21 protein-coding genes and 2 tRNA genes are annotated in these 21819 nt (G+C 49.3%); 3 read left to right on the plus strand and 20 right to left on the minus strand.

Annotated features, from left to right (window positions below):
- Positions 1-21: 21 nt before the first annotated feature.
- From AC0YNW_RS25150 to asnB, 3 genes are read right to left on the minus strand one after another with little or no spacing between them, the layout of a single operon-like run.
- Positions 22-1023, minus strand: coding sequence for a lipid II:glycine glycyltransferase FemX (locus AC0YNW_RS25150; RefSeq protein WP_475834239.1), 1002 nt, complete (start codon positions 1021-1023; stop codon positions 22-24).
- A complete protein-coding gene (locus tag AC0YNW_RS25155; protein ID WP_387478477.1) occupies positions 1023-2249 on the minus strand; it encodes a carboxylate--amine ligase in 1227 nt (408 codons plus the stop codon). The genes AC0YNW_RS25150 and AC0YNW_RS25155 overlap by 1 nt, the downstream gene beginning before the upstream one ends.
- 18 nt (positions 2250-2267) lie before the next feature.
- Positions 2268-4115 (minus strand): asparagine synthase (glutamine-hydrolyzing), encoded by a 1848-nt coding sequence (gene asnB / locus AC0YNW_RS25160; protein ID WP_475834240.1) that lies wholly within the window; start codon positions 4113-4115, stop codon positions 2268-2270.
- 378 nt (positions 4116-4493) lie between these two features.
- Between asnB and AC0YNW_RS25165 the strand changes: the two genes are divergently transcribed.
- The gene (locus AC0YNW_RS25165; protein ID WP_475834241.1) at positions 4494-5297 is read left to right on the plus strand and encodes a DUF4097 family beta strand repeat-containing protein; all 804 of its coding nucleotides are present in this window, start codon (positions 4494-4496) and stop codon (positions 5295-5297) included.
- A gap of 71 nt (positions 5298-5368) precedes the next feature.
- Here AC0YNW_RS25165 and AC0YNW_RS25170 read toward each other — a convergent pair.
- Positions 5369-5444 (minus strand) — tRNA-Arg (locus AC0YNW_RS25170).
- Positions 5445-5635: 191 nt separating this feature from the next.
- Here AC0YNW_RS25170 and AC0YNW_RS25175 point away from each other — a divergent pair.
- Positions 5636-6526, plus strand: coding sequence for an alpha/beta fold hydrolase (locus AC0YNW_RS25175; protein WP_475834242.1), 891 nt, complete (start codon positions 5636-5638; stop codon positions 6524-6526).
- A 125-nt stretch (positions 6527-6651) separates the two neighbouring features.
- Here AC0YNW_RS25175 and AC0YNW_RS25180 read toward each other — a convergent pair whose 3' ends face one another.
- The 3 genes from AC0YNW_RS25180 to AC0YNW_RS25190 all read right to left on the minus strand — a co-directional run bounded on the left by AC0YNW_RS25180 (position 6652) and on the right by AC0YNW_RS25190 (position 9078).
- A complete protein-coding gene (locus tag AC0YNW_RS25180) occupies positions 6652-6981 on the minus strand; it encodes an HIT family protein (protein ID WP_387480096.1) in 330 nt (109 codons plus the stop codon).
- Positions 6982-7093: 112 nt separating this feature from the next.
- Positions 7094-8392 (minus strand): polysaccharide deacetylase family protein, encoded by a 1299-nt coding sequence (locus tag AC0YNW_RS25185; protein WP_475834243.1) that lies wholly within the window; start codon positions 8390-8392, stop codon positions 7094-7096.
- Positions 8392-9078 carry a hypothetical protein gene (locus AC0YNW_RS25190; protein ID WP_475834244.1) on the minus strand — a complete coding sequence of 229 codons (687 nt, stop codon included), beginning with the start codon at positions 9076-9078 and terminating at the stop codon, positions 8392-8394. Before AC0YNW_RS25190 ends, AC0YNW_RS25185 begins: the two co-directional genes overlap by 1 nt.
- Before the next feature lie 224 nt (positions 9079-9302).
- Here AC0YNW_RS25190 and AC0YNW_RS25195 point away from each other — a divergent pair, with 224 nt between their 5' ends.
- Positions 9303-9659: a DUF4870 domain-containing protein gene (locus AC0YNW_RS25195; protein ID WP_475834245.1), complete on the plus strand. Its 357-nt coding sequence runs from the start codon at positions 9303-9305 to the stop codon at positions 9657-9659.
- Between the two features lie 60 nt (positions 9660-9719).
- Here the strand turns inward: AC0YNW_RS25195 and AC0YNW_RS25200 are convergent, their stop codons facing one another.
- The 13 genes from AC0YNW_RS25200 to AC0YNW_RS25260 all read right to left on the minus strand — a co-directional run.
- On the minus strand, positions 9720-10784 hold the full coding sequence (locus tag AC0YNW_RS25200; protein ID WP_475834246.1) for a hypothetical protein: 1065 nt from the start codon (positions 10782-10784) through the stop codon (positions 9720-9722).
- A gap of 114 nt (positions 10785-10898) precedes the next feature.
- Positions 10899-11051, minus strand: coding sequence for a small acid-soluble spore protein P (locus tag AC0YNW_RS25205; protein ID WP_387480101.1), 153 nt, complete (start codon positions 11049-11051; stop codon positions 10899-10901).
- Between the two features lie 49 nt (positions 11052-11100).
- Positions 11101-11274 (minus strand): hypothetical protein, encoded by a 174-nt coding sequence (locus tag AC0YNW_RS25210; protein WP_475834247.1) that lies wholly within the window; start codon positions 11272-11274, stop codon positions 11101-11103.
- Positions 11275-11286: 12 nt separating this feature from the next.
- Positions 11287-11634, minus strand: coding sequence for a hypothetical protein (locus AC0YNW_RS25215; protein WP_387480103.1), 348 nt, complete (start codon positions 11632-11634; stop codon positions 11287-11289).
- 73 nt (positions 11635-11707) lie between these two features.
- The gene (locus AC0YNW_RS25220) at positions 11708-13525 is read right to left on the minus strand and encodes a glycoside hydrolase family 30 beta sandwich domain-containing protein (protein WP_475834248.1); all 1818 of its coding nucleotides are present in this window, start codon (positions 13523-13525) and stop codon (positions 11708-11710) included.
- Between the two features lie 192 nt (positions 13526-13717).
- Positions 13718-13806, minus strand: a tRNA-Ser gene (locus AC0YNW_RS25225).
- Between the two features lie 126 nt (positions 13807-13932).
- Positions 13933-15213, minus strand: coding sequence for a serine--tRNA ligase (gene serS, locus AC0YNW_RS25230; RefSeq protein ID WP_475834249.1), 1281 nt, complete (start codon positions 15211-15213; stop codon positions 13933-13935).
- Positions 15214-15279: 66 nt separating this feature from the next.
- Positions 15280-15864 (minus strand): pyridoxal 5'-phosphate synthase glutaminase subunit PdxT, encoded by a 585-nt coding sequence (gene pdxT, locus AC0YNW_RS25235; RefSeq protein WP_475834250.1) that lies wholly within the window; start codon positions 15862-15864, stop codon positions 15280-15282.
- Between the two features lie 66 nt (positions 15865-15930).
- Positions 15931-16812 (minus strand): pyridoxal 5'-phosphate synthase lyase subunit PdxS, encoded by an 882-nt coding sequence (gene pdxS, locus AC0YNW_RS25240; protein WP_387480107.1) that lies wholly within the window; start codon positions 16810-16812, stop codon positions 15931-15933.
- A gap of 121 nt (positions 16813-16933) precedes the next feature.
- Positions 16934-18223: a D-alanyl-D-alanine carboxypeptidase family protein gene (locus AC0YNW_RS25245; protein WP_475834265.1), complete on the minus strand. Its 1290-nt coding sequence runs from the start codon at positions 18221-18223 to the stop codon at positions 16934-16936.
- 427 nt (positions 18224-18650) lie between these two features.
- Positions 18651-20108, minus strand: a complete 1458-nt coding sequence (guaB, locus tag AC0YNW_RS25250) for an IMP dehydrogenase (RefSeq protein WP_475834251.1) — start codon at positions 20106-20108, stop codon at positions 18651-18653.
- Between the two features lie 142 nt (positions 20109-20250).
- Positions 20251-21438, minus strand: a complete 1188-nt coding sequence (locus tag AC0YNW_RS25255; protein ID WP_475834252.1) for a GNAT family N-acetyltransferase — start codon at positions 21436-21438, stop codon at positions 20251-20253.
- 161 nt (positions 21439-21599) lie between these two features.
- Positions 21600-21819: hypothetical protein (locus AC0YNW_RS25260; protein WP_475834253.1), on the minus strand; the 220-nt coding region annotated here is incomplete at its 5' end.

Consider the following 21819-nt stretch of genomic DNA (forward strand, 5'->3'; position numbering starts at 1 on the left):
CTATATTAAGTGGATATCATACTACTTGCTAATAAATGTCCGGTAAGCTTCCTCATCCAGCACACGATCAATCTCGCCCATATACTCGGAGTAACGGTCCGGGTAGCAGAAGCCTTCCTTGAACCGGTACAGCCCGTCTGATTGATCGAGCTTGAATACACCGCCAAAGTCATAACGCTTCTTGCCTTGCTCCACCGCCCACTTGATCATTTCCCATTGCAGCAAATGAGGAGCCATCAGATTGCGTTTTTCATTCGCGCTTGCGCCATAAATATACCAGGTTTTGTCGCCATAGCTAATCGCAACGGCCGCGGCAATCGTATCCCCTTCATGCTCAGCCAAATAGACGCGGGTGTAATCCTTGTACGCCTCAAGCATTCTAGCAAAATAGTTATACGGACGATACGAGATGCCATGACGGTTGCTCATGACCACATACAGCTGATGAAACAGCTCCAGATCGGAAGTCTCGGCGCTGTAACGGGTCGTCACGCCCTTGCGTTCCGACAGACGGATATTGTAGCGTGTTTTGGAATGGAAGCTCTCCAGCAGCTCCTGCTCCGTCTTGCCCTTTAGATCCAGCACCATGTTGTAGCGCGGCTGAGTCGTATCCTTGGAGGATACATTCCGGTTACGCAGCACGTAGCCGAGCTCCGCATATTGCTTATGCAGTTCTTCATCATAGGCAGTCTCTGGATCAATCCGCAGCACAAAGGCTTGATGATCGCGTGCGGCCGCCTCAGCTTCCTGAATCAGACGGTCTACGAGCGCCGTATCTCTCGGGTCACATACAGGCCCTTTGCAGCAATAAGCTAACTTCTGCTCGCCTACCGCATTCACCATCAGCACTGACATCGCAGCGATAATCTCTCCCGCTTCCTCCAGGTAGACGTATAGCGGAATCCAGTTGTTTTTGACCTCGGACCAGCCTGTATCCTGTGTGGTTGTCGCGAATGGAGATGTGCGCACGAAGTGCTCGTAACGTGACAAATCCGCTTCATTCGTGATGTCTACGATTGGCATTACAAATTTCCTTTCTGCTCGTAAAATTGTTTGTATCTGTCCTCGTAGCTTTTGTAATACTTGCGCACATGCCACCAGCGCTTAATGGCTTTATCGGCATCGTACTGAAGCGTCATGCAGTACTTCTTCTCCTTGATCAGCCGTTTCATATAGGCGACTGCTTCCTTGTCCTCCGTATACGTCAGCGCTACTTCCTTCGGCACGCCAAGCCACAGATGCTCAGTCTGTGCATACACTGCCGGCTCATCCTTGCCATAGACCAGGCTGTCTACGATAAACTTGGCCAGATTGTACCCGCTTCCTGTTGTGAAGAAGCTGCTTCGGCCTTGGCGAAGGTTAATCTCAAAGATTTTGTACTTGCCGTCTCGCGCATCATACTTCATGTCAAAGTTGGCTAACCCCGTATAACCGATGGCTTCCAGGAACTGCTGGTACTGCTTGTAGATGTCCTCGTTGTATTCGTTGACGATAGCCACGTAGTTGCCTACCAGTGATGGCGTGCAATCCTCCAGCAGCGGTCTGCCGAGACACATGAGGCGAACTTTGCCATTCTGATCCGAATAGGCGTTCAATACGCGCATATGAGAATCATCGCCCGGAATAAAGTCCTGTACAATCATCGTTCCCGTATACGACGAACTGTAGATCGACTTCAGCGTGCGTTCCAGCTCAGCTTGGTCTTTAATAATATAAGCCTTCTTCTTTCCTTCGAAGGATGCTTCCAGGTAAGCGATGCTGTCTGCTGGCTTCAAGGCAACCGGGAAGCCGAACGGCAGCTCCACCTTATCCTTGTTGTCTTTCGTTACCAGATACGTAGCCGGGAAGTCGAGACCGTACTGTTCACACATCGCGTAAAAACGGTCCTTGTAGAGCAGCTCATCAATCCACTTCTCCGCGACGAACGGCAGCTCGTAATGGGCGGCCAGCTTGTCCTGATTGCGGATGACCAGCTCTGCGTAGCTGTCGCTGCTGGCGATCAGCACAAGCTTCTCCGCCTCTTGCTTCAACTCGCTTGCAAAGTCGATCATCGCATCCGCGAATACGTCCGGCTCATCCAAGTTCTCGACGACCTTAATCGTCGTAATATCGGAGAAGTTCGTCATGAATAGACGACCCTTGCCGATGCAGCGACTCGTAACGCCGTATTCCATATGGAAGGAACGCGCCATCCCGTACGCGTTAATATCTGTGCCCAAGATTACCGGGATGAAATCCTGCTTTGCCACGAGATCAAACCCCATTTCCTACATATCAATGAAAAATCGCTTATACCATACCAAAAATACATACGTCGTCCACACATAACGAGCACGGTTCTTGCGGCCATGATAATGGTCATCCAGATAGCCGATTAATACTTCGGTATTAAAGAATGCCTTGGCATATTCCGCAGAGAAGGTTTCCTTCACCAGGTTGTAGTACCGCTCCTCGCGCAGCCAGTGACGGACCGGCACCGGGAAACCCAGCTTCGGACGATTCGCCCATTCCTCCGGCAGATCCTTGAGCGCTGCCTGACGAAGCGCATACTTCGTATCGATTGCATTGACTCGGTAGCGTGACGGCAGCTTCTTGCCGAGCTCCATCACCCGTTTGTCCAGGAATGGCACCCGCAGCTCGATGGAGTGGGCCATACTCATTTTGTCCGCCTTAAGCAAAATATCGCCCGGCAGCCACAGATGAAGATCGAGATACTGCATCTTCGTCACGTCGTCTGCGCCCTTCACCCGGTTGTACACCTTGCCGGTAATGCTGGATACAGAAGGTCCTTTGCGGAACTCCGGCGTCAAGACGCCCAGCGCATCCTCCTCGCTGAAGATAACCGCTTCGCCGATGAATCGCTCCTCCACCTTCTGGCCACCCTTGACCATGAATTCAGTAATCCGGTTTTTCGGGAGCTTCCTCCCGAGATGGTGAGCTGCACGGCGGATGCCGTACGGCAGCTTCTCGTACTTCTCCATCTTCGGCGAATTCTGATACCATGGGTAGCCGCCGAATATCTCATCGGCGCCCTCACCCGACAGCACGACCGTAACGTCCTTGCGCGCCAGCTCTGCCAGGAAGTAGAGCGGAAGAGACGACAGGTTCGAGTGAGGCTCGTCCATATGATATTGGATTGTCGGGAGCGCGTTAAAGCATTCCTCCGCCGTCACCATCTTACGCTCATTCTGTACATTCAGTTGTTCGGACAAGTCCTTGGCCAGATTCGTCTCGTTGAACATCGCTTCATAGTCGGCGAAGCCGACGGAGAACGACTTGTTCGGACGAAGCAGCGAGGTAATATAGCTGGAGTCGATACCGCCAGACAGGAAGGAGCCGACCTTCACGTCGCTAATTTTATGCGTCGCTACCGATTCCTTCATCGTCTCGTGGATTTCCTCTACGTAATGCTCCAGCGTATTCTCTTCCTCGCGGAACGCCTTGTCCCAATACTTCTCGATTTTGATCTCGTCGTTCTTAATGACCATATAATGCGCTGGCGGCAGCTTGTACACGCCCTTGAAGAACGTCTCGTCCATCGACGAATATTGGAATGTCAGGTACGGCCGAAGCGCGTCCTTGTTCAGTTCCTTCACGAAGGAAGGATGCGGCAGGAACGACTTGATCTCCGAACCGAAGATAAAGGTATTGTCCACGGTATGACGCGTATAGTAAAGCGGCTTGATACCGAACCCGTCGCGTGCGATAAACGTCGTATCGTTGCGCTTATCCCATATACAGAACGCGAACATGCCGCGCAGACGCTGCATCATCTCTGTACCGTAAGCGAGATAGCTATATATAAGCACTTCGCTATCCGAGGATGTGCGGAAGTTGTAGCCTTGCGCTATTAATTCCTCGCGAAGCTCCTGGAAGTTGTAGATCTCTCCATTGAAGACGAGCACAATATTGCCGTCTTCGCTATACAGAGGCTGGTTCGCAGCCGTAGACAGGTCAATAATGCTCAGTCTGCGAAAGCCGAGCACGACGCTCTCATCCTCATGCACGCCGCCGCTATCCGGCCCGCGATGGATAATCGTTTCAAGCATATGTTCCATTACAGATGAATGATCAATTGTATTTTTTCCTTTTATATATCCGACAAAACCGCACATATTATTTCACCTCTATGTTCATATCCATACCATTTTACCATAGGCGAACCTATTCCCCTACTATACCGACAGCAAAGGAAAACTATGCCTTTTCATAAGGCATTTAGCCCTCTTCCATGATACCTTCTGGGAGGGTGGTTGTCGACTTATGGCGGTTAGAATCCCCTCATTTCTAAACGAGCTTTAACCGCGTCAAATAATTTCTACTTTTTCTTCATAACCAAGCCTTAAGTCTAGTACCATTCACCGACGGAGGTCTGTTTTGCTGGAGGATGCTTTTCTCTATAATAAATAGCATGAGTTAAATTATGGATACGTTGGGGGCGAGCAAGCCCTCGTAGTGGTTATAAACAATTAGAGTGGAAATGGGGATCTACTATGAAAAGTTATCAAAAAATAAGTCTGCTAGTTACGGCCACCATGCTGGCCATTGCTCTGACCGCTTGCAGCAGCACTGTTAACAAGCTTACGGATAAAGTCGTTATTGGCGAAGGATCTGGCTCAGGGGAAGTCGTCTCCAAGGGCAAACATACATTTGAAGCTAATGAATTTGAGAGCATAAAAGTCGCTACAGAAGCCATGTTAATTGACATCGTGCGCAGCAAATCCGAGCAAGCCGAAGTTGAATTGATGGCTGACAGCAAGGTGGAGAAGGATATTACCTTTAATGTCGCGATCAAAAATAACGTGCTTGAAATTGAAACAAAGGAAAAGAACAGCAAAATCATCGGTGATAATCGCGGAGAGCGCCGGTTGATTATCTCTTTGCCTGAGAAACAGTATGACAAAGTCACCATCAACAATAACTTCGGTGCGATTGAGGGTTCGCAGCTGCATGTGAATTCGCTTAAAGTTAAAAACGATGTAGGCTCGATCCGATTGAGCAGCATTGTAGGGGCGATGCATCTCGAAACAGCTACCGGCGATATTCAAATCGATGATGTTAGCCTGAATAACGACCTTACTACCAAGACGGAGGTAGGATCCATTCGTGTTCAATTGAATGAATCTCCCGCTGCAGCTAACGTAAGCCTGAAGAGCGAGGTCGGCAACGTTACCAGCAATTTGGAGACGATTGAATACACCGCGAATACCAAGCGAGCAATAACGGGCACAATCGGCTCGAAAGGACCTCGGTTGGAAGCATCCGTATCTGTCGGCTCCGTTACAGTAGAAGCATAAAACCTATCAAAAAGGGGTTGGCCGAATTATGGCCAACCCCTTAACTTTATTCTTGTAGTATACGGCAACACTGGCGGCCCCGAGATGAATCGAACATCCGACACCACGTTTAGGAAACGTGTGCTCTATCCGCTGAGCTACGGGGCCACAGCAATTTTTATTATAGCATAAGTATCGGCTACAGCAAAAAGGGATTTATGCGATTGTTACGCCAGCAGCATCCGTAAATTTTTTTAAAGAGAAGAAGATCGTATCGCCGACTAGGAAAATATGGTATTATTTATAGCAAATACATAGTACTGCGCTATCCCTCATAACGAAGCCACGAGGTGTACAAGATGAGAGACGAGTCCATGCATGTAACTCCCCAACCTTCTTTGCATTTCGGAACAGTCCAACGGCAGTCCAACTATGATCGGAAGTACCAGGAGAGCTTATTGAACTGGCCCATTCCTTATACCTCCTCTTTTGTGGCTACCCGCTTCGGGTCAACCCATGTTATTTCATGTGGTCCGAAGGATGGGGAACCTCTTATCCTGTTGCACGCGATGGGATTCAGCTCTACGGTCTGGTTCCCGAACATTGAAGTGCTGGCAAAAAAACAACGCGTCTATGCGATTGATTATATTGGCGACTTGAACAAAAGTGTCCCAACCTCAATACCTTCCAACCTGGAAGAGTGTGGGGAGTGGCTGGATGATGTTCTTCGTGAGCTGCGGCTGGAAACCTTCTTGCTAGGCGGTATTTCGTATGGCGGTTTTCTAGCCTTGAATTATACAATATATGCTCCGCATCGAGTCCGAAAGCTTTTTTTGCTCAGCCCCGCCGCCACTTTTGTACCGCTTCATCAAACATTTATTAACCGAATCATAGCTATGGCTGCCATTCCAATGAAGTGGAATGTGCGAAGATTTATGAATTGGCTTTCCAAGCATAAGCTGGACGTAGCATTGGTCAATCAGTTTCATGCTGCTTTCCGTTATGGCTCGCTCTCGCTGAAAGTACCGCCGGGTGTTTATAGCGACGATGAGCTGTGTAAGCTGCAGCTCCCGGTTCTGCTGCTTCTTGGCGACCAAGAAGTGATCAGCGACGCCGACCAAGCTTATGTGCGAGCGACGCAGATCTGCAAGAATATTCATGCCGAAATGCTGCCGGGTGTAGGGCATATGATGAACTTGGAGAATCCGGCCGAAGTGAATAAACGGTTGGAACGGTTTTTATATAGTTAACAAAGCTTCATTTCTCAAACGTATACCTAACAGCTATATTTAATTCTCCATTCCTTTTTTGAGGAAACAGCCCATTCCCATCCCTATCCAAAAGAAAAAAAGGACCTCGCGGTCCTTCTATTCGCCTAGCGCAACGGGTCGCCATAAGCTACATGCCAATGAAGATGCTTGGAGTCCTGATAGTGTCCAAGGTTGGTCAATACTCTGCACGCCCCATGCTCTTCCGTCACCTGGGCAGCCACTTGCTGAATGACACGGATCAGTTCAAGCAGCAGATCATCATCATTCTTCTCCAAGGTAAGCAGAGATGGAATATGCCGCTTCGGAATGACGACAATATGGACCGGATAAAAGGGCCTCGTATGATGATATGCCAGCACGCGATCCGTCTCCATTACTCTGCGCACCTCAGTTCGACCGCTCAATACCTCTTCGCAATAAAAGTCTTCAGACATAGCACCCTCCAAATGATGGAATATTCCCTGATTAGATAAGATTCGACATTTCCTCCCTGTTCCCTGCAAAAAAAAGCAGCCCCTGCGACAAATGCCGCATTCGGACTGCCGATTATTGAAAGATGGCGAATTTTAAGTCTTGTTTCTTCAAATATTCGATAATGTCAGGCAATGCCTCAAGCGTTGCTTTCTTCTCATGCAGGACATAGATGCCGCCCGACGGATCGGTTTGCTCAAAATACTGCATAATATCTTGCGCGGCATTCGTGCGCCAATCTTCAGGATCACGATTCCACATCAGCATCTTCATTCCCATATCCTCGACGGTATCGGATAAGCGGTCATTCAATGACCCGTACGGAGGGCGGAACAGGGTGACGGGTTGTTCGATGAATGGCTCCAGCTTCTCATTGGCCCCTGTAATATTGTCCGCCATTTTTTCCTTCTTCAGTGTAGCCAGATTGCTATGATCCCAGGAATGATTGCCTACAGCCATACCTTGTTCAGCTGCATAAGCAACGGATTCCGCTTCTTTGCTTACATTTCTACCGACAAACAGAAACGTCGCCGCCACCTCATGCTTGATCAATTGCTCCACGATATCCTTCGTATAAATAGAAGGGCCATCGTCAAAGGTCAAAGCGACGTATCCCTTTGGCAGGCTGTAATAGGGCTTACCGACAGTAAGCTCTATGACTTCAGCAACGGCGGGATTTTCTGCATCTTCTTCCGATTGCTCTGGCTCTACAGAGAGGTTAGCCGCAATGACGGTTCCGCTTCCTTCTTCGCCTTGTGCCTGTACGAAATGATCATTCAGTCGCGAGACCAACTGTTCCTGAGCCGTCTCCATGGTTGCCGCAACTGGAACCTGAAACTCCCTTAGCGCATCCCCTTGATTCGCCAAAAAGCTGCCCTCCAGCTCGAACCAGGCTATATATAGCACGAAGGTCAATACAACCAGACGCAGGGAGGCCGTCATCAATCGTGTGATTTTCGTTATGTATGTATTAGGGCTTGCAACAGAAGTCTTCTGCTCTATCGGCCATGCATGCAGTGCGGGATCACCCTCCGCCACTTCAGGGCATTCACCTAACCGAAGCTGCTCGATAAGATCCGCATACAGCTTGGAGCATATGAAATAATGCGTCTCGCTCCGCTCACGGTTCGACTTGATGATAGAGCTGTATTGTACTTGCCGATAAGGATCCCAGCTGGTGTACAGCGATAATCTGGCCCGCTCCCCCTCGCTCGGTCCCAATGGAAGCAACTGCTGACCGGTGCTCTCATCGACTTCAAGTGTGGTTAAACTACGCTGGCCATCCCGTTCAATTGCTAGCTGCAGCTCATGGCGGCCATGCTTAACTTCCAGCGACAACAGCTCGATCGTCTGCAAGGCTTCCGTTTTCATCATTAGTTATCTCTTCCTAAAGGAGCAGACATACGATTAGTGAAGTCACTGATCATATTGGCCAGATAAACCTTCTCCTGATGCGTCGCCTCGTACTTCTGCTTTAGATGCTGATTCTCAACTTCCTGTCTGCCAATCTTCTCTTCAAGCTCATGAATGCGCTTATTTTTCTCCCCAAGCGTATCATTGTGCTTTTGAAGCAAGCCGTTGTATTTTTGCTGCTCCAACTCGATGACACTCTTGAGTTCTTCAATTTCCGCTGACATCTTCCGTTGCAGCTCGCGGTAATCCTCTACAACTTGATCAACCTTCATGTTTTTGTCCACAATCTTCTGTTCCAGCTCAAGAATACTCTTCTCACGCTCTTCAATGACTTTGTTCAAGTGGCGTGCATCGCGATTCAGCCGCTCGATATTGCCGCCGGCATGAGTCAGACGATCCTGAAGCTCATTCACTTGAAGCTCCGTATGCTGCTTGGCCTGAATCATTTGTTCTACTGCAAAGATCAGATCCAGCGACTTTTTATCCATTTTTGACTTGTCTGGAACATTAGCCCCATACGCCTTATTCTCATCTCCCGCTTCTGCAGCAGGATCTGCTTGATCAGGCGCGGGTCCCGGAGCTAGGTCCTGCGGCTGGTCGCTCGGCTTCTCCGATGTTTCTTTTTTCTTGAAAAAGGGAGAAATCATATTCTTTGTCACCTCTTATCGGTTCATGTAAAATTTTGTCGAAGTTAATTAGTTCTATTATAAATAAAATTTCTGCAATTTAAGTGGGACTTTATGTCTATCAAATAAAAACGATTCTTTGGTACTAGATTTGAGCAGATAGGACTATAGATGGCAAAATGGAGCATATATTGCAAGTGGAGTGCTTCCATTAAGATAAATGATTTTAGGAGGAGGAATGTGGGTTGTACGATTCCAATCCAGTCTCAAAGGATGATCAAACCTTCGGTATGTTATGCCATCTGCTGGCTTTCAGCACCTTTATCATTCCGTTTGGTTCCATAATCGGCCCGCTTATTGTTTGGCTAATGAAGAAAGACCAGTCCCCTTATGTAAACGAACAAGGCAAAGAATCGCTCAACTTTCAAATCAGCATCATGATCTATTGCATCGTCTCCTCTATTCTCATTATTGTATTTATCGGCATACTACTCCTAATTGCAATAGGCATCGCTTGGTTCATCCTGGTCATTATCGCTTCGATTAAAGCCAATGAAGGCAGCATCTACCGTTATCCGCTGACGATTCGCTTCATAAAGTAAAAAAATCCCCTCCTGGCGGCATTTAAGCCACTAGGAGGAGATTTCATTATGTGTGAGGCATTACAGCCCAGCCATACCGCCGAATTGTTCAGCCAGCTGATCAGGTGTCAGCGCATCTGTTGGAAGTGCAGGGAACTCGATTTTCTTATTCAGCTCCGAATACTGAGCAGTGAAGCTGCCGCCGAGCTTCCCGTCAAGACCGCTCTCAGAATCCTTCATTTGAACAGAAATTTTGCCGCCTTGGTATACCAGGTATTTGTCTTTGATGCCGCCTGTAATTTCCAGAACATTAAACTTCAAGTCATTTTGCAAGAAGTTCAGCAGTTCGGTCTTGTTGGTATCCAGATTCGTTTTCACTTCTTCCAGATCTGCCTTCTCGATGCCGGCTGTCTCCAGATAAGCTTCATTGTTCATCAGGATATCCAAAATTTCCGGAAGCGCCTTGTTCACGATTGTCTCTACCGTCTGAGGATAGTTTTCCACGTCAATCGCGAATTTCACCACTTGATCGACTTTCAGACCTTCAGGCAGTCCCGCTTCCTCCGCCTTCACATTGCTGAAATACGTCTTCTCGTCAAAGTGCTTCAGCAGCGCCGCAGACAAATCCTGCGCCATCTTCTGCTGCTCGGCAACATTCAGGTTCAGGCTATCTACGCCTTCCTGCTTCGCCAGCTCTTCCAGGTCAAATTGAATGTACTTGCCTACGATAGACTCCGGAATACCGAACATCGGGAGCGAAGGCACTTGAATGTACATGACTTTCTCCGTCAAAATCATCGGTACCGCCAGCTTCATATCCATCATGCCTGGCAAAATTACTTCAAGGTTAACGTCTGCCCGCATAGGTTCCGACGAATAAGATACGTCTGCTTTAATGGTTGCGTCCTTCACGATGCCTGCGACTTGAGCCGGCGAGAAGAGTGATGCATCAACGCCGCCTGCTTCAGGCAATTCCAGCTCGTCGAGCTGCATGGTCATGGACACTTTGTAGGATTCGGCCGCCACAGTCTTGGCCGTAGCCGCTTCAAGCGCCGCCTTCGGCGGTGTAGAACTGCTGCATCCTGCGATAATCATCGTCAGAATAATCATGGTGATAATTGCTGCTTGCTTTACTTGCTTCATCAATTGGTTTTCCTCCACTTTCTGTTTTGTAAGCAACTCCATTCTATACTATATTTAGGTGGTTGGATAGACGATGGTCAAAAAATACTCCCCGTGTCATGGGACACGGGGAGCATCTTAACCTTCTGGATTGTTATGGGACACATGGTTCTGCTTCTTAGTCTTCTTGGAGCCGGATAGCGGCTCCTGCAGGCCGTTGTCGTGATCCTGCCGCTTCCTCTCGTTATGCGGCACGCTCTCGGGAACGGGTACGCTCTTCGGCTTACTCATCACGTGTTCCTCCTGTCTATGCTGATTCACCGTTATTGAGCCTAATAGCCTAACGCTGATTCTTCATATCCACAGGCTGGTCGAAGTTCAGCGAGTCCTGATGACGACGGTCGTTCTTGTCTTGCTGAAGCTGCTGGGCATGATGGCTGTTGACCGGCTCATTGTCCAGCGCTTCTACGACATTAGACAAGTTCTTATCCGCTGTTCCTTTGGCTTTCGACATGCTCGTCACCCCTTACGCATGAGTCAGCTGCTGCAGCGCTTGAGCGCATTCATGCAGATGCCTCTTATAATCTTGGATCAATTGTTGAATAATATCCGTACGCTCGTCCACGGCAATGTTGTCCTTCTCCACATCGACCAGTTCCACAGCCACTTCACGACTGCCGGTATAGGTAACCTTAAAATCAAATTCATACATTTGATGCCCTGCGGAATGTATCGTGACACGCAGCGCCTTGTCATCCGCCTCATCCTGCTGCACCACGCATCGATCGGAGCTGTTGATGGTCTCCGGCAGCGTACGCTGCCATGCGTCTGCAAGCTGCTGCGGATCAATTCGAAGCTCATCAGATTTCGCCATAAGTAGTAGCACCTCCACAACGTTAAGATGCGATGTGGAGGTGCTTTTTATACGAATATCATTCCGCTTGCGTCTACTGTGTTTCCAGGATGAACGTCTCCCAGCCCGAAGCGGTTGCCCGGTTCGCTATTAATGGACTTGCACCCGCATCCTCCGCCGAGACAAACAGATTGTTTGCCCCTGAGCGCAGCGTAACACCGCCGCTTACGTTCGACAGCTGGAAGGTCTCCCAGGTACCAATTGTATCGCTTCTGGCAATTAACGGGCTGCTGCCAGCGTTCTCCGCGGTGACATACTTGCCGTTCGCCAGGGAGCGAAACGCTACATTGTTGTTGCCGAGATTAATTCTTTCGAATTTCTCCCACGTGCCTACAGCAGTACGATTGGCTATCAGGGACGCGCTGCCGCCGTTCTCAGCCGCTACATAGCGCTGATTGATCTGTGCTTTGATTGCGATTACCGGATTGGCGCCAGCCACTGTGCCATGCCACTTGAACGTAACAGCGGTTTTGGCCGGGACATTATAAGTGAAGCTCTGGTTGCCCCATTTCACCTTAACAGTCTGCGAATAGGTCTGGTTGTTATAAGCGACAACGACCTTGGAGCCATCCGGGTTTTTGAACGCGACATTCTGCATATTATTATAGGTTGGGGAAGCGATTCTGAATGCGCCCGGTACGACAAACTTGCTGAATTGTCCGATGGCATAATATTGGTTGCGATACGTCACTTGATCGGTTCCATCGCTGCGAATAAGCAGCATGCCATGATTAATGCTGTTCGTGAGCACGGTCGGACCATTGTTCTGATCAAGTGCCAGATTCCAGGCGATGAACGACTTGGACCAATTTCTCGGGATGGTGATGAGCTCCCACATCATGTTGTCAAAGGATGGATTCCAAGTGCCGAAGCCGCCCTCCGTGAACCAAATATCCTTTGTGGGATATTTATCCCGAATCGTAGACATCGCGGACGGATTGCCGCCGTAATGATGGTAGGCTGTTCCAGCTATATAGTTATTGGCTGCAGGATCGGCAAGCAGTTGATCCGGAAAGGAAGTATTGTCCCAGTTAAAGTCGTAGCCCATTATTTTCGTATTAAGCCCCGCCTGCTGAATGGATGGGCCCAGGTTATTTTTAATAAAATTGATTTGGTCGGTAACAGACATATAAGTGGTAGGATAATGATTGAGTTGAAGGCCAGGCTCATTAAGCGGGCTTATCGCATAGATCGGAATGCCTTGCGCCTGATAAGCCTGGATAAACTTCACCAGATAGTTGGCGTAGCTTCCATAGTATTGGGGTTGCAAATATCCGGTATTCATCGGATGCGTGGCACTTGGGTTTTGGCCGGCTTTCATCCATCCCGGCGGGCTCCATGCGGCTGCCATGACCTTTAATTGCGGATTAACGGTTAGCGCTTGCTGCACCCTTGGAACGATATAGGGCATATCCCGGGCGATGGAGAAGCTATTGAGGTTAGGGTCGTTCGCGGTATCATTATAGCTGTAGATTTCCCAGTTGAAGTCGGAGGCTCCGATGGTCTGGCGCAGGAGACTGAGACCGATGCCCGTGCTGCCGAATAACCGTTCATACACTTCTGCTCGCTTGGCATTGCTAAGCTGGTATGTCAGCAGCCACGCCGAAGCATCTGTGATGGACACGCCGAACCCGTCCATTTGTTGGTAAGCGATATTCTCGCTCACGTCAATCGTAAGCGGCACGGAGCCGCTGTCTGGACCGAAACTCACATTCGCCTCTCTTGTCAAAGCTTTGCTAAGTGATTCGTTTGTTGTCCATACCTCGACCGACTCTCCGGCTGCGGATACCGAAGGCATTAATAAAAGCATAATAAGCGAAAAACTTAAGGCTAATTTGATGAATCTAAGCATGACACCACTCCTCTTCATAAGAATGATCATGACTTTCCCATCAAGCCTAATTAGCATATCACCGCTATGTTTAGGAAAGTAGGCATCATTCTTTAGATGGAGTGTTCATTTTTTGTGAGTATAATTCTCGCGACAAACCAAAAGCGCCCGGGCGCTGCTGCGCTCGGGCGTTGAATTGACCTATAGTTAAGCTGGCGGAGAGGATGGGATTCGAACCCATGTGGGCTTGCACCCTAACGGTTTTCAAGACCGCCCCGTTATGACCGCTTCGGTACCTCTCCACATATCAATGCGTCACAGAGTCGTGACAAAGCTCATTGTACCACAGGTCGAAAACGATTATCAAGCTATTTTCGACCTGTGGCATATACTTGCATGGGAAGCGAAGGGTCGCTGCGAGTTACGAATTATCGCACTGCAATCTTCTCAACGCCGCCCATGTATGGACGCAGAACCTCTGGAATGACAACCGATCCGTCCTCTTGCTGGAAGTTCTCCAGAATAGCAGCTACTGTACGGCCTACAGCGAGCCCTGAGCCGTTCAGCGTATGCACGAATTCCGGCTTGCTCTTCGGCTCTCTGCGGAAGCGGATGCCTGCACGGCGTGCCTGGAAGTCCTCGAAGTTGGAGCATGAGGAGATCTCGCGGTACGTATTAGCGCTTGGGATCCATACTTCCAGATCGTAGGTCTTCGCCGATGTGAAGCCCATGTCGCCTGTGCAAAGCGTCAGGACACGGTAAGGCAGCCCCAGTAATTGAAGTACCTTCTCGGCATCAGCCGTCAGCTTCTCCAGCTCATCGTAAGAGTCTTCCGGCTTTACAACCTTGACTAATTCAACCTTGTTGAATTGATGCTGGCGAATAAGACCGCGTGTATCACGGCCGGCCGAACCCGCCTCGGAGCGGAAGCAAGCGCTGTAGGCTACGAAGTTAACCGGCAGCTGCTCATGATCCAGAATCTCATCGCGATGGATATTCGTCACCGGTACTTCTGCAGTCGGGATCAGATAATAATCGGTATCTTTGATCTTGAACAGATCTTCTTCAAACTTCGGAAGCTGGCCTGTGCCGATCAGACTATCACGATTGACGATATATGGCGGCAGAACCTCTTCATAGCCATGCTGGTCGCTGTGCAAGTCCATCATGAAGCTAATCAGTGCGCGCTCGAGTCTTGCACCCAATCCACGATAGAAGGTAAAGCGAGAACCCGTTACCTTCGCCGCGCGTTCAAAATCCAGAATGCCAAGCTCATGGGCGACATCATAATGCGCCTTTGGCTCGAAATCGAATGTCGGCACTTCTCCAATTCGGCGGATCTCAACATTCTCTTCCTCCGAAGCGCCTACAGGTACGCTTTCGCTCGGAATGTTAGGGATATTGAGCGTTAGCTCTTCAACTTGAACGTCCATCTCGCGCAATTGGTCATCCAACTCTTTGATTCGGTCGCCTACCTCACGCATCTCCACAATGAGGCTATCTGCGTCGCCGCCAGATCTCTTCAGCTTCGCTACCTCTTGGGACACCGTATTGCGGCGGTTTTTCAATGTTTCGGTTTCTTGAATGAGCTCACGGCGCTTTTGATCAAGCTCCGGGAAGCCGGCAATGAGGTCCAGCGATGCGCCGCGATTGCGCAGCGCCTGCTCCACCTTTTCAAATTCGGTACGCAGCAATTTTACGTCTAACACGTTTCTATGGGCCCCTCTCTCGTGAGAGTATTAGTTGATTTTTTGTTCAAGTGCGCTGTGCTAAGCTTATGCTTTCGCAGCAGCGGCTTCTTTCACCATCTCCAGGAAATAAGCGTGCAGTCGGAAGTCATCTGTCAGCTCCGGATGGTAGGATGCTGCAAGCAGCGTTCCCTGTCTAGCGGTAACGATCTCATCGTTGTACGTCGACAATACCTCTACACCAGCGCCAACTTCTTTGATAAGCGGCGCACGGATAAATACCGCACGGATTGGCTCGTTAATTCCTTTTACGTCCAAATCCGTCTCAAAGCTCTCGCGCTGACGTCCGAAGGCATTGCGCGCCACGGTCATGTCCATCAGCTTCAGATGAGCTTCCTCATCTCCTTCAATACGTTCAGCTAGGACGATTAGACCAGCGCAGGTACCGAATAAAGGCTTGCCTTTAGCCGAAAATTGACGGATCGCATCCATAAACCCGTACTTCCGCATCAGCTTGCCAATCGTCGTACTCTCGCCGCCTGGGATGACCAGGCCGTGCAGCTCATCCAGCTGCTCTACACGCTTAATAGCGACCGCTTCCGCGCCCGCCGCTTCCAAGCTTCGAATATGCTCTGCTACCGCGCCTTGTAGCGCAAGTACGCCTATCTTCATCGTTATATTCGCCATCCTTTTAAAAGACCGGCCTCCCCCGAAGGCTTGGCCGGCTCATCTGATCTCTTAAATTCCGCGATCTTGCATACGCTCTGATGCGTTCAGCTTCGAAATTTCGATGCCTTTCATCGGCGTGCCCAGGTTTTTGGACACTTCAGCAATCAGCTTGTAATCTTGGTAATGAGTGGTCGCTTCCACGATCGCACGAGCAAACTTCTCAGGGCTGTCGGACTTGAAAATACCGGAGCCTACGAATACGCCGTCAGCGCCAAGATGCATCATCAGAGCTGCGTCGGAAGGTGTTGCTACGCCGCCTGCCGCGAAGTTAACGACTGGCAGTTTGCCTGTTTGGTGTACATCAAGCAGCAGATCATAAGGAACGCCTAGAAGCTTCGCTTCATTATACAGCTCGTCTTTCGACAAGCCTTGGATTTTACGGATTTGGCCGTTGATCAGACGAAGGTGGCGTACCGCTTCCACGATGTTGCCTGTGCCTGGCTCGCCTTTCGTACGCAGCATCGCTGCGCCTTCTTGGATACGACGAAGAGCTTCGCCCAGATCCTTCGCGCCGCATACGAATGGGATCGTAAATTCGTTTTTGCTAATATGGAAAATTTCATCCGCTGGCGTCAATACTTCGCTCTCATCGATGTAGTCTACGCCCATGGACTCCAATACTTTAGCTTCTACATAGTGGCCGATACGGGCTTTCGCCATTACCGGAATGGAAACGACTTTCATAACTTCCTCTACGATTGTCGGGTCAGCCATACGGGCTACGCCGCCTGCCGCGCGAATATCCGAAGGAACGCGCTCAAGGGCCATAACTGCTGTAGCGCCTGCCGCTTCTGCTACTTTTGCTTGCTCGGCGTTCATAACGTCCATGATAACGCCGCCTTTTTGCATCTCTGCCATACCGCGTTTTACGCGCGATGTACCTGTTTCCATCGTTTAGTTCCTCCTATTATTCATCCCTTGGAATGTTGATCCTACCGTAGTGTTCTAACCATTGATTTTACAGGAACGGCGTGTAATCGACAAGCCTAGAATCCCTGTAAATTGCTCGGAATTAGAATAAATCGAGAATGCTATTAAATAAGTTCGAGAAGAAGTCCCCAATGGCACGGAAGAACAAGCGGAACCAGCCCGCTTTCTCCGCTTCTTCAGTCGTTACAAGATTAACGGTATAGTCCAGATCCTTGCCCGTAGCTTCGTCCGCATACGTATACGTCACGGTTCCGACCTTCGTACCGGCTTCGATCGGCGCTACGAGCTCGGTCTCAGGTACAAGCTCGAAGCCTTTCATTTCGATTTTAGGCTCTGCGCCCTTCATCACCATGAACGTGATATCCTTGTCTGTCATGACAGGAACGCTCTTCTGCTTGCTCTTCTTAATCTTCACCGTTTTCACGGTTTCTACCACGGATTTTGGCGGCAATACGGTCTTTTTCTCAAATGTGGCATATGCATAGTTGTACAGCTTCGCCGTTTCATAGAAGCGCTGAACCGTTGAGGACGTATCCATAACAACGCTTATGAAGCGTAAATCGCCTCTCTTGACCGTGCCCGTGAAGTTATAGCCGGCCGCATTGATAAAACCGGTTTTCATGCCGTCTACACCTTCATATGCCAGATGCTTAAGCGAAATCTTGTTCACGTTCGAGCCAAGCATATAGTTGAAGTTAATCATCGGAGCAGTGTCGCGCTCACGGAACTTATAATCCTGAATGCTGGAGAACTCCAGGAATTCGGGATGCTCAAGCAAGATATGACGTGATAGCCTTACCACATCTCCTGCCGACATCACGGTCGTATCCTCAAATCCGGTTACACTTGTGAATACAGCTGTTTTCAAACCCAGTTCATCAGCCGTAGCGTTCATTTTGTCGATAAAAGCTTCCAGACTGCCGGATACTTCAATTGCCAATGCCTTTGTTGCATCGTTGGCTGAGCCAACTGCCATTGCTATATATAAGTCACGGACAGTATGCTGATCGCCAGCTGCGAGAAAAATTTGCGATTCCGAACGATCGGTATCGGCCGCCACAGGATGTACCGTTACGACATCTTCCCATTTCATCCGTCCATTTTTGATTTCCTTAAGTACGATATACTCTGTCATCAACTTGGTCATGCTTGCAATCGGCAGCGGCTGATCCGGATTAACCTCGAATAGCACCTGTCCCGATTCTGCTTCGATGAGGATGGCGGATTTCACTTCCAAGCCTAGCGAATTTGTTGTACTAGGCCGATTATCGAAACCGACTGCCAGAGCGCCCGTAGCGCCAAACGACAACACAGCCAACCACAATGCCATACTAGCGGCTATGACCGACAACAACCGAACCGGTCTTCCCATTACCTTCAATGTCGTTTCCCCTTTTCCGAGTGATTTGTCCAAGCCTAATTGTAACATAGGAGAACACTACAATTAAACCTCTTTCAGGCTGCCGGGAAATGAGAGATCCTTCATAGAAATAATCGTATTTGAACCTTGTTGGAGATCGTATCGACATGCTTAAAAAGTCAGTGTGTACCTGCACCAGAATCAACTGTGACAGCTGATTTATCACGGATCATTTTAGCGAATCTATCCTCAACCTGACTCGAACACTGCTGATCTGAAAATATTACCATTTTCACTTTAAACCAAAATAAGCATTAAGACAGCTGTATGGACGTTCGATCATGATCACTGCATCAAAACATCAAAAAACCAGACAGTGACGGCCACTGTCGGCCGATCACTGTCTGGCATATATCCCGTTGTCGGGTCTACATCTATATTATAGAGAGTAGTTTGGAGCTTCTTTCGTAATTTGCACATCATGCGGGTGGCTCTCCCGAAGACCGGAGCCTGTGATGCGAACAAATTGTGTGTCGTTCTTCAGTTCTTCAAGCGAGGAAGTACCGCAATAGCCCATGCCGGCACGCAAGCCGCCAAGCAACTGGTGAACCGTGTCAGCCAGCGGGCCTTTGTAAGGAACGCGGCCTTCGATACCTTCTGGAACAAGCTTGTTCTCGTTCTCTTGGAAGTAACGGTCCTTACTGCCTTCCTTCATTGCGCCAAGGGAACCCATGCCGCGGTATACCTTAAAGCTGCGGCCTTGGAAAATTTCCGTCTCGCCTGGGCTCTCCGCTGTACCAGCGAACAAGCTGCCGATCATAATCGCGCTTGCGCCGGAAGCGATAGCTTTTGTAATATCACCGGAGTATTTGATGCCGCCATCTGCAATAATAGGCACATTGTATTCTCTGGCAACCGATGCACAGTCGTAGATCGCTGTAATTTGCGGTACGCCGATACCGGCGATGACGCGAGTCGTACAGATCGAGCCTGGTCCGATACCCACTTTGATAACGGATGCTCCAGCTTCGATCAGATCACGAGCGGCTTCCCCTGTCGCTACGTTACCAGCGATAATCGTCAGCTCAGGATAAGAGTTCCGCAGCTTGCGAACCGCCTCAAGAATATTGATATGATGGCCATGCGCGGAATCCACGACAAGCACGTCGATGCCTGCGTTCACGAGCGCTTCGGCGCGGTCCATCGTATCCTTGGAGATGCCTACCGCAGCACCGCAAAGCAGCCTGCCTTGCGAATCCTTTGCTGCATTCGGGAACTGGATTGCTTTCTCGATATCCTTAATGGTAATGAGGCCCTTCAGCGTGTTCTCTTCGTCCACGAGAGGGAGCTTCTCGATCTTGTGCTGTTGAAGCAATCCTTCTGCTTCCTGCAGCGTCGTGCCGACCGGAGCCGTTACGAGATTGTCACGTGTCATGACTTCATGGATCTTAATGGAGAAATCGTGTACAAAACGAAGGTCGCGGTTCGTCAGAATGCCTACCAGCTTCTTGTTCTCATCTACAATAGGCACACCGGAGATGCGGTACTTGCCCATAAGCTCTTCCGCGTCATACACATGATGAGCTGGCGTAAGCGAGAACGGATTTGTAATAACGCCGCTTTCCGAACGCTTCACGCGGTCTACTTCTTCAGCTTGCTGTGCGATGGACATGTTCTTATGGATAATGCCGATACCGCCTTCACGAGCAATTGCGATCGCCAAAGCAGCTTCTGTAACGGTGTCCATGCCTGCGCTAATTAACGGAATGTTGAGCTTGATGCTGTCGCTTAACCGAGTAGAGATATTGACCTCTCTTGGAAGCACTTCTGATTTGCGCGGAACAAGCAGTACATCGTCGAATGTAAGCCCTTCTTTAGCGAATTTCGTTTCCCACACGAGTATGTTCCTCCCTTATTTTCATGGCCTCAGTCGTATATTATTGCAATATTAGCAGAGGGGGTAGGGGCTGTCAAGGCTAGTCCCATGCCTATAAATACCGTGTTTTCCTGCATTTAAGCTGCCTGAAATTTGCCAATCTTCAGAAAAAATCAGGAAGGTACGTCGTTCGTTCGGGAATACGGAGATGTAAGCGATTCATATTGTCAAGCGGACCATGAATGCGATCCAAAGACGATAATTGAGCTGCCGACCGGTATCCCAGCATAAGAGTGGTTAAATCGCCAATCTCGATATGAAGCGCGTGCTCCTGTTTAAATATTTGCGGATCACGGCTTATGCTTGCCTCGCCGTTCTCTTCAATGCGGAGTGTAAAGCCATCCTGATTCCATGGTGCATGTGCATCTGTTACTTGAAGATACAACGTATCTGCGCCGCCTGCGGCAAATGGATACAGCTTCAAAAACGCTTCCACATCTACGATCCGCCCCATAAAATAGGGTTCAATCTCTTGCTTGATTCTGGGATTTGGCAGCAAGTCAGGCAAAATATCGTCAGCAGGCACATTCACGATTACACGCTCAATCATGGAGTCATGCTGGCCGATGAAGCTCCATAGTGCAGACCGGGCTTCCTCGTTCATGAATACAAACTCATGGATATTAAGCTCTTTTTTCGCCACCTCATAAATGATATAACCCTGCCCATTACCTGCTGCATCGGTATATAGAGCGATCTGCCCGGGCTTGCGCTTCGCTACTCTTCGCTCCCACCAACTCGGCGTACGCTGGAGCGATCCGTTAAATTGACTAGCATAAGCTTCATATATATTCTGTACATGGTCATAACCTGTTACTCGTCTTATTTTGCCTGGATAGCTCGATCTCGGAGGCAGCTGATTGGCTTGTAAGGTATAGGTTTTGATATCCGTATAAGTTCCCCAGCCGAACTTGCGGTAGAACCCGAAGGCAAACGGGGCCAGGAACGATAAGGTTTGCCCCTTGGCTCTCATTTCCTGCAAGGAATGAACGAGCAGCTTCCCGACCAGACCTTGCCGGCGGTACTCCGGCCAAGTCGCCACTCCGGCAACTCCGCCCATGCGAAATGGACGTCCCGCGATATACGTCTGCAAATCAAGCACTACAGCCTGTGCCGCGAATTGACCATCTATAAGTACGGCCCAGCGATCGCCCGGCTCATGAATGAAGTTATCTTTAATGTCTTCTAATTCCGCTGGTGTCCGTTTATATTGAAACGCGAATTGAGACAATTCCATGCTTTCATTGAACCTGTCCAGGGTTAAGCTTACTATCCGTTCATCTGCCGCCATTACTTATCGCCTCCACATTCGAAATTTCATATCTATGGCAACCATAACACGATCAAAGTACTGGTGCAAATCGCTACAGTTTGAGTTACTTTAAGAAGATTTACCACACTCTCCACAGGAGAGTGATCTTTTGACTTTAGTTTTTTATATTTGATCTTTATCTATTGCCCTTTAAAAGTAATAAGCCTACCGTATCCTATGGTAGGCTCCTGTGCTTGGCGATGTCCATTCCGCACCGGATGAATAGGCTTCGCAGCTATCGCATCACGTTCGGCGTCTGAACCTACCTCTAAGGCCGGGCCCACATCACCGAGTTGCTTCGATGAAGAGGTTCGGACACTCTCCCAGCCAGGGAGAGGAACGTCGCCGTGGACTTTGGGA

This window comes from Paenibacillus sp. J31R120 (assembly GCF_056269225.1).

Bases quoted from the DNA above. Each gene is read 5' to 3' on its own strand.
- AC0YNW_RS25180 (WP_387480096.1), bottom strand. From the start codon at position 6,981: ATGTCTGAAGACTTTTATTGCGAAGAGGTATTGAGCGGTCGAACTGAG.
- AC0YNW_RS25190 (WP_475834244.1), bottom strand. From the start codon at position 9,078: ATGATTTCTCCCTTTTTCAAGAAAAAAGAAACATCGGAGAAGCCGAGC.
- AC0YNW_RS25150 (WP_475834239.1), bottom strand. From the start codon at position 1,023: ATGCCAATCGTAGACATCACGAATGAAGCGGATTTGTCACGTTACGAG.
- asnB (WP_475834240.1), bottom strand. From the start codon at position 4,115: ATGTGCGGTTTTGTCGGATATATAAAAGGAAAAAATACAATTGATCAT.
- AC0YNW_RS25205 (WP_387480101.1), bottom strand. From the start codon at position 11,051: ATGAGTAAGCCGAAGAGCGTACCCGTTCCCGAGAGCGTGCCGCATAAC.
- AC0YNW_RS25210 (WP_475834247.1), bottom strand. From the start codon at position 11,274: ATGTCGAAAGCCAAAGGAACAGCGGATAAGAACTTGTCTAATGTCGTA.
- AC0YNW_RS25255 (WP_475834252.1), bottom strand. From the start codon at position 21,438: ATGGCGGCAGATGAACGGATAGTAAGCTTAACCCTGGACAGGTTCAAT.
- AC0YNW_RS25245 (WP_475834265.1), bottom strand. From the start codon at position 18,223: ATGGGAAGACCGGTTCGGTTGTTGTCGGTCATAGCCGCTAGTATGGCA.
- pdxT (WP_475834250.1), bottom strand. From the start codon at position 15,864: ATGAAGATAGGCGTACTTGCGCTACAAGGCGCGGTAGCAGAGCATATT.
- AC0YNW_RS25175 (WP_475834242.1), top strand. From the start codon at position 5,636: ATGAGAGACGAGTCCATGCATGTAACTCCCCAACCTTCTTTGCATTTC.
- AC0YNW_RS25185 (WP_475834243.1), bottom strand. From the start codon at position 8,392: ATGATGAAAACGGAAGCCTTGCAGACGATCGAGCTGTTGTCGCTGGAA.
- AC0YNW_RS25165 (WP_475834241.1), top strand. From the start codon at position 4,494: ATGAAAAGTTATCAAAAAATAAGTCTGCTAGTTACGGCCACCATGCTG.
- pdxS (WP_387480107.1), bottom strand. From the start codon at position 16,812: ATGGAAACAGGTACATCGCGCGTAAAACGCGGTATGGCAGAGATGCAA.
- AC0YNW_RS25220 (WP_475834248.1), bottom strand. From the start codon at position 13,525: ATGCTTAGATTCATCAAATTAGCCTTAAGTTTTTCGCTTATTATGCTT.
- AC0YNW_RS25215 (WP_387480103.1), bottom strand. From the start codon at position 11,634: ATGGCGAAATCTGATGAGCTTCGAATTGATCCGCAGCAGCTTGCAGAC.